Below are 7,657 nucleotides of genomic sequence, written 5' to 3' on the forward strand. Positions count from 1 at the left end.
ATTGTGTCTTTTAATACCTGCTCTTTCTCCTCCACTGAAGCTGACCTTTTTGCCCTTGTTGGAATTTGTGGTTGATCAGACTGTATTTCACTATTGTCGTTTCTCTCTTCAGCAACAACATTAGTAGTACTATGGCTCATGTGTGACGTATCAATCTCTGTCTTAGTTTCACTTACTTGCCCTTTTGGACTTTCGGTTTGTTTCTCTTTTGTGAATATTCTCTGATAGTCCGTGTAGCCTCTGTTAGTATCGCCGATATCGCCACTGCCTTGATCAAAAGTTATTTTTTTGCTTCCATTTCCCATATTCTCAATTTCAACTTGAGGAGAAACAGATGCGAGGAAATCGTTATAACTGTAGTTGTAGTCAGCAGAAAAGAATATTTTTCCTTTGAAGTTATGGAAATTATTAGATAACATTCCAATTTCTTCATCAGTATCACCATCAAATAGTTTTACTTTAGTGAAATATGTTTGATTGTTGATTCTAACTATTTCACCACTCGAGTTTCTTTGTATCTGATAATCATTTGGATCATGTTTAATGGTAAAAAGTTTACCAGGGGCATATTTTTCTAAGTTTATAAGGCCCACATTTATATGTTTATGAGAATAATCTCTCTTTTCATATTCATGCGCAAATACTGGGTTGATATATTTGTATTCGTCTGGTATAGTATTACCTTGAGCATCATACCTATATTCATTACCACGTTCATCAGCTGGCACCAATTTGTATCCGTCATCCTTTTGCACTAACTTTAGATGAGTAACTTCTTCAGGTAACTGATAGCGCACATTTTTTCCGTGATCATGAATGAATAAGTTACTCCCATTTACAACTTCACCTCTTTCATTTTTTATCTCTTCAGTAATATAGAAACCCATATTTTTGAATGCATGTAGATTTTCGCCTCCTTGCTTTACAACCGCTTCGTATACATCGTCGTCTGTTCTATCAGTCCCTTTATCATCCAATAATGTTCCTTTTTCTACGATTACGCCGCTTTCTCTTTGCTCATCAGAATATTGAGCATGCTTTGAATCCTGATGATTTAGAATTTTGGTCCCTCTAAGAAGCAGAGAATCTAAATCTTTTTGAATGTGTCCAGTGCTAGGATGCAACAATTCATTTTCATGTAAATGTGCTTCATCAAAGTATTCATCACGTTCAACTGTTCTACCATCTATCAGAGAAGCTTTATAATGACCATTTTCTTTTGTAATTGCCATATAAGCACCACCGTCATATTGAGTATTCAAGTTGTGCAATATGTCCTCAAAAACAAAAGTTTCTTTAGTTTGACCTTCAACTTGCTTAAAAAAGCCCGATTCGCTCGACAACTCTCCAAGCTTTGTATTCCCATCATATATAGATAGTGCACCCATATCTCCGTGACCAAGAGCTTGAATAGAAAAAATCTTGCCTTCTTGTAGATCAATATGATTTGTACCTCTTATCAAGTTTGGATCGATATTAACCATCTCTTCTAACATCTTTTCTACGTCAATGTTCTGAGTTTCTTTTACTTGTTTCAAGCCAGCGTTTATGGTTTTATCAAGCAAATCATCTTTCAGTTGTGTATATTTGTCCTGTGTAGCATTATATAATCTCTTATCTTCATTATGATAATTAGTGCTGGCTGAATTGCATTTTTCTACAAATTTCTCATAAGAGATCTCTCCTCTTTTGTATTGTTCGTATGCATCATGACGCTGTGTTTCTTCCTGTTCACGCAGGTTTTTCAACACATCATTATATTTTATATCCTTCTGCTTATCTAAGTCTTCTTTCCCATCATAGTAAGATTTTCTAAGATCTTCACCATGTTTTGATAATATCCTCAAAGCTTGCATTTTATACTCTTGACTATTTTGATATTCATTACCTTGTTGATCAGAGTAAGTCAGCTTAACCTGCCCATCAGTAGTTTTTACTACCTTTAAAAAATGATATTCCTTTGATATATCGAGGTTATCATTTGTTGCCCTATTAAAAGCACGAGCATAATCGTAAAATGACACATGCTCTACAGCAGAGAAACTTCCAACGTTTTCTCCATCTATTTTTTCTATATTTGCTTTATAATAGGATACATCTTTAATTTCTCCACTCACTATTTCTTGACCGGTTGCTATAAAATCTCCTTTTGTAACTTGTAGGGCATTAATTTCTTCCATAGCAGTTTCCGTATTATTAGAAGCCAGCCAGCCTTTGAAGGAATCATTATGACCTTTTATTTGGTCTAGAAAATTTCCTGATTTATTTGCATCACCTTTACATAAAGCATCTAGGTAGTCTCTTAATAAACTAGGATCTTTTTCCTGTAAGTACATTATCAACGCATGACCAGTTTTATACACTAAACTGTTTTCTTCACCATTGGCTGAGTATTGTAAATTTAAAATTCCACCTAGATCCAAATTTGTGGCTTCAGTTTTATCAATGCTTGACCCTTGAGCATTGAACTTGTGATCTGAATGATGTTCAAAGTAATCTGCAATTCCCTCCATTAATACTGTAGGTAGAGATTTTCCTCCTGTAGCCAAGTAAGTTAAACCATGTGCAAATTCATGCTGAAGGTTATGAACGCCACCTTGCTGATAGACATACATCTCAGCAAATTTGCCAACGCCACTCTTTGAACTCTGGATGATCAGTATAGTTAATATTAATATCCTTATCCTTCCCACAAAATTTCATTAAGAACCACCTTTGCTTTTGGCCAGAATACCTCCCATTCCAACATATCGGTATAACTTCCTCGGGTAAGTTGTAATATATCCACTCTTTATTTTGAGCCACAACTTCTGCTTCATCAGTACCAACTTCCTCCAATAGCTCACGTAGCGCTGCCTGCTCTAGCTCTTCACCTTCATCAACTCCTCCTTGTGGCATCTGCCAATAAGAGTCACTATCAAAACGTTTTCCAATAAAAATATTTCCCTGTTTGTTAAATAACATTATGCCAACACAAGGGCGATACTCTTTCTCCTCACTAATCACAAATACTCTCTGTTGCTAAATTATCTATCATAGAAGTTCCAACTACTTTTTTACTATTCATTTTTTCAACAATTTTTTTTTGCAACTTCCTTTCATTTGTAAATATATAATGCTTTATGGTATTTTTCCAATATTGCTAACATATTCTCTCTAATCACAAAAATTTTTTCTCATATTTCACTTGTAACCTCAGTTTTTCTGAAATCAATCATATCAAATATAATATTATTAAACAGGTTATTGTCTACTATCACTCCATCAATAATATTACACAGCTCTTTTGCAATCGTAAGTTTGCCATTACCCGAAAATCCGATTAAGTAAATGATCATACCATCAGAAAACTATCATATATTACAAATATATGTATTATAAACGTTACACTAGAAGCATATCAAAAATATTTCATATTCAGAAATTTTGAGTGTATCATTACAGATAAATTATATAATTTAGAATAATGAATCGTGATACAGAATCAATAAAAAATACAATTGTAGATGTAATAGATCAAAACAAAGGTCAAGATATAGTTACTTTTGATGTACAGAATAAAACTGTCATTGCAAAATATATGATCATTGCATCTGGTGATTCGAGCCGCCATGTAAAAGCATTAGCTGAGCACGTGATGAAAAATCTCAAGCAATATGATAAAATAGATGTAGAAGGTATGGATGAAGGTAACTGGGTGATTGTGAATTTTCAAGGTATAATGGTTCACCTATTCAGGCCAGAAGTAAGAGAATATTATAAGATAGAAGAGTTATGGAATTGATTATCCAGGTAGCTGTTATACAATTGCTCGAATGTTGTAGTTTTGAAGGCAGCAACCCTTATGAAGTTGGTGGTGTCATTCCAGTGTTCGACACTGGAATCTAGAAAACTTAATCATAAACTAGCACACTATACAACATTTTTGATGAAATTTCATAATAAACTGGATTTCAGCGTCAAGCACTGGAATGACGCCATCATTAACAACACCATTTACACACAAAATAACATATTATGAAACATAAATCTGAGTTTTTAAACTTCATTCAAGAAAGAGGATACCTATATCAATGTACAAACATTGACGGGTTAGACCAGCTATTATCACAAGATAATTATATAATTGCATACATTGGGTTTGATTGTACGGCACCAAGTTTGCATATTGGCAGTCTCATTCAAATCATGATGCTCCGTCACCTACAAAAATTCGGTTATAAGCCAATAGTTCTACTTGGAGGTGGCACAACAAAAATTGGTGACCCATCTGGTAAAGACAAAGCAAGAAGCGTCTTGCCGATAGAAGATATCAATCAAAATATACTTGGTATAAAGAAAACCCTCGAGAAGATGATATCTTTCAATGATGGAAAAACCGGTGCAATCATAGTAAACAACGCAGATTGGTTAGATAACATAAAATATATAGACTTTTTGCGTGATATAGGGGCACATTTTTCTGTAAATCGCATGTTAGGCTTTGATAGTGTGAAAATTAGGCTAGACAGGGAGCAAAATCTAAGCTTTCTCGAGTTTAACTACATGTTGTTACAAGCCTATGATTTTGTCGAGTTGAATAAAAAGTATGGCTGTTGTCTGCAAATTGGAGGGTCAGACCAATGGGGAAATATAGTAAACGGAATTGAACTTGGCAAAAAGTTGAATTTATCTGAGCTGTTTGGTCTTACCACACCTCTTTTATTAAACGCACAAGGAAAAAAGATGGGCAAAACTGAAAGTGGGGCATTATGGCTTGATGGCAGTATGTTAAAGCCTTATGACTACTGGCAATATTTTCGCAATGTTGATGATCAAGATGTTGGTCGTTTTTTGAGACTTTTCACTGATTTATCAATTGATGAAATTAAAAAACTAGAGTCCTTGAAGGATCAAGAAACAAACGAAGCAAAAAAGGTCTTGGCAACAGAAGTAACGAAAATATGTCACGGTTGCAAAGAAGCCGAACTTGCACGATCTGCTGCAATCTCTGCTTTTGAAAATGAAGACAGTTCATTGCTTTCTAGTTACACTATTACAAAAGAACAAATCGCAAATGGTATACCCTTGATAGACCTGCTGTATGACACCAGTTTTGAACCTTCAAAAGGTGCAGCAAAGCGTTTAATACAGGGAAATGGATGTAAAGTTAATGATAATACTATAAACGATGTTAACTATACAATAAACTCTGAAAGCTTTAAAGGTCAGCCATTTATCAAATTATCTGCAGGAAAGAAACGTCATATAAAAGTTGTGCTTGATGAAGTAAGAAAGTAAATTTGTATCTGTTCAGCAGAGTGGTAAAATAAGGTAGGCGGAAAAAGACAACTACAGGAACAAATGGGTATTATACGAGTAGCTGATACTTCCTTTCGCACAAAAATATTGTAAAGAGCTTTCGTATTTATCAACTTAGTACCTGATCTAAAATCTCAACACTAGGAAACCTTACTATAAAGTAATGCTAGCACTTTCTTCATGCACATTTGTTAAGACTGCTACTCCATCAACTTTAGTATTAGGCTTTAACAGTTTATATGTTACACTGCCAACCGTTAGTGCTGCTACTGTAATTGCAACCACTGCTATAACTATAGGTATGAACTCAGCTGTCACTGTTCGAGCTGCAAAAAGTGCTACTGCTATAGCAGCACCTAATAATGTAGCTGCTCCAGCAGCAATCTGCCCTTTCTTAATTGCTGGACGATTAAGATAGTGTAAAGGAGTCTCTCCACACATATCTACTGAATTAACATCGGCACCTTTTTTTATTAGAGCATCTACCATGACCATATTGCCACGTAAAGCAGCCCAATGTAAAGGAGTTCTTCTCAATGTATCTACTACATTAACATCGGCACCTTTTTTTATTAGAACATCTACCATGACCATGTTGTCACATAAGACAGCACCACATAAAGGAGTCTCTCCCCACATATCTATTGAATTAACATCGGCACCTTTTTTTATTAGAACATTTGCTATGTTTATACTTTTAAGATGAGTAGTCTCATGTAAAGGAGTCTCTTCTCTTGCACCTTTTTCATTAACATTTGCACCTTTTTCTATGAGAGCGTTCACTATATTTTCTAGGTTACAGGAAGCAGCTAAATGCAAAAGAGTCACTTTTTCACCATCTTTAAACACATAATTTATATCAAAGCCAGACTTTTTCCACTCTTCATATTCCTTTGAATATCTTTTCAGCTCATTTTGTATTTTTTCAATTACGTTATCTTTGCTTAAATCTTTGTCAACATTAACTAAACTCAATAATTCGTGCCAATTTGAAATTTCCATTGCCATAACCTTACCTTTAATTTTCAATAATATATTTATTAATTGTATGATAAGAAGTCAATTTAAAAAAATTACACATACATGGAACTTATCAGATAAATATATAATATGAACTAGATTCCAGCGGGCTTTGTTGTATCACTATCTATGAAAGGCTAACTATACAAGCAACTTATTGAAAATCTTATTTTTTGCAATCAATCTGATCAAATTTAAGAATAGTAATTTATTGTTTGTACTAGTAAATTTAATTCTACTTAAAATAGCTAAAGCATTGAAATTCTTGAATTCTAGCTAGATTAGTGAATGATAGTAAAACTTCTTTTACTTAAATTTAGATATTTACTGACTGTCCTTACTATAAATGCTAGAATAATAAGCTATTGAATTCAACATTTTTATCTTTTATCCATCGTAGATAGCGATGCAACAAAGCCCAATGGCGTCAACTTAAGGAAAGATGTTAAGGAGTAAAATACTGTAAAAAATAGGACCTTTGGTTTCTGTTTTATTTCAATAAAGAAGATATCAGTAAAGCTTATCTATTAAGGTGTCACATAGAGGAGTGCTATAAACGACTCAAAGTAGAAGGAGAATTAGAGAATTTTTCTGGGATAAATTTAGAAACAAGAATTTTGTGCAAACTTGGTCATGTGCAATACTTCATATGTGTGATGCACAAGATCCTTGGAACCCAGATCAAATTGCTGAGTATCGTCTAAATTTTTCAGTTTTATTTGGTGTAATGAGACAGAAACTTTATCAGGTGCTTATTAGCACCAAAAAACTTTCAAGCCCTTTTTAAAATACGCACTCAAGTTAACGTGAAGATTGTATAGCCGCAATAAAGTAGATAAGCCTAAACGTCATAATGTCTTTAGGAGAGCTTGCTAATTTATTCTCTTAAGTTAACGCCATTGCCTGAACAGATACATAAAAAAGTAGTACTTGCAAGAAAGAGTTACTTAAGAAATTAATTGACTTTGCTATTTTCTCTAACATACCTAGAAGAAATAGATACATTATCTAATGCAGTACTAATCCTAGTATTCCTTTCATTAATCGCTGCAGTTGATTGAAAGGCAGCATAGATTATGTATTGCGGCATATCATTAATTTGTGCTAGAATAAAATTAATACATTCAATATTACCTTTATATATAGCAATGCCAAGTGGTATTAAGCTGTACGTCCGACCGTCTTTATAGTTTATAGTATTTTCAGTAGTCAGAATCTCTTGCAATATACCGCTATTTTGAGCCTGAGTTAAAATCGAATTAATATGTGCATGATTACCTTCATGTATAGCAAAGCCAAGTGATGTTAAGTTGTACGTCCAACCATCTGGAGAATA

6 protein-coding genes and 2 pseudogenes are annotated in these 7,657 nt (G+C 33.9%); 3 read left to right on the top strand and 5 right to left on the bottom strand.

What is annotated here, in order from left to right:
- The 3 genes and pseudogenes from BBB02_RS03610 to BBB02_RS06425 all read right to left on the bottom strand — a co-directional run.
- On the bottom strand, positions 1–2,615 hold a 2,615-nt coding region (locus tag BBB02_RS03610), incomplete at its 3' end, for a peptidase M2 (protein ID WP_458694612.1).
- 10 nt (positions 2,616–2,625) lie between these two features.
- A pseudogene (locus BBB02_RS03615) lies at positions 2,626–3,006 on the bottom strand (RNA pyrophosphohydrolase); the annotation flags it as partial.
- Between the two features lie 170 nt (positions 3,007–3,176).
- A complete protein-coding gene (locus tag BBB02_RS06425; RefSeq protein ID WP_241653856.1) occupies positions 3,177–3,338 on the bottom strand; it encodes a hypothetical protein in 162 nt (53 codons plus the stop codon).
- A 128-nt stretch (positions 3,339–3,466) separates the two neighbouring features.
- Here BBB02_RS06425 and rsfS point away from each other — a divergent pair, with 128 nt between their 5' ends.
- On the top strand, positions 3,467–3,784 hold the full coding sequence (rsfS, locus tag BBB02_RS03625; protein WP_063630991.1) for a ribosome silencing factor: 318 nt from the start codon (positions 3,467–3,469) through the stop codon (positions 3,782–3,784).
- 233 nt (positions 3,785–4,017) lie between these two features.
- Positions 4,018–5,280: a tyrosine--tRNA ligase gene (gene tyrS, locus BBB02_RS03630; protein ID WP_127464012.1), complete on the top strand. Its 1,263-nt coding sequence runs from the start codon at positions 4,018–4,020 to the stop codon at positions 5,278–5,280.
- A gap of 174 nt (positions 5,281–5,454) precedes the next feature.
- Here tyrS and BBB02_RS03635 read toward each other — a convergent pair whose 3' ends face one another.
- Positions 5,455–6,309, bottom strand: coding sequence for an ankyrin repeat domain-containing protein (locus tag BBB02_RS03635; RefSeq protein WP_179948501.1), 855 nt, complete (start codon positions 6,307–6,309; stop codon positions 5,455–5,457).
- Between the two features lie 506 nt (positions 6,310–6,815).
- Between BBB02_RS03635 and BBB02_RS03640 the strand changes: the two are divergent.
- Positions 6,816–7,197, top strand: a pseudogene (locus BBB02_RS03640) (IS4-like element ISWosp8 family transposase); the annotation flags it as partial.
- A 79-nt stretch (positions 7,198–7,276) separates the two neighbouring features.
- Here the strand turns inward: BBB02_RS03640 and BBB02_RS03645 are convergent.
- Positions 7,277–7,657, bottom strand: a 381-nt coding sequence (locus BBB02_RS03645) for a WD_0033/WD_0034 family tandem repeat-containing protein (RefSeq protein WP_458694613.1), incomplete at its 5' end; no start/stop codon positions are given.

The organism is Wolbachia endosymbiont of Bemisia tabaci, from assembly GCF_003999585.1.
Classification (GTDB): Bacteria; Pseudomonadota; Alphaproteobacteria; order Rickettsiales; family Anaplasmataceae; genus Wolbachia.

Bases quoted from the DNA above. Each gene is read 5' to 3' on its own strand.
- BBB02_RS06425 (WP_241653856.1), bottom strand. From the start codon at position 3,338: ATGATCATTTACTTAATCGGATTTTCGGGTAATGGCAAACTTACGATT.
- rsfS (WP_063630991.1), top strand. From the start codon at position 3,467: ATGAATCGTGATACAGAATCAATAAAAAATACAATTGTAGATGTAATA.
- tyrS (WP_127464012.1), top strand. From the start codon at position 4,018: ATGAAACATAAATCTGAGTTTTTAAACTTCATTCAAGAAAGAGGATAC.
- BBB02_RS03635 (WP_179948501.1), bottom strand. From the start codon at position 6,309: ATGGCAATGGAAATTTCAAATTGGCACGAATTATTGAGTTTAGTTAAT.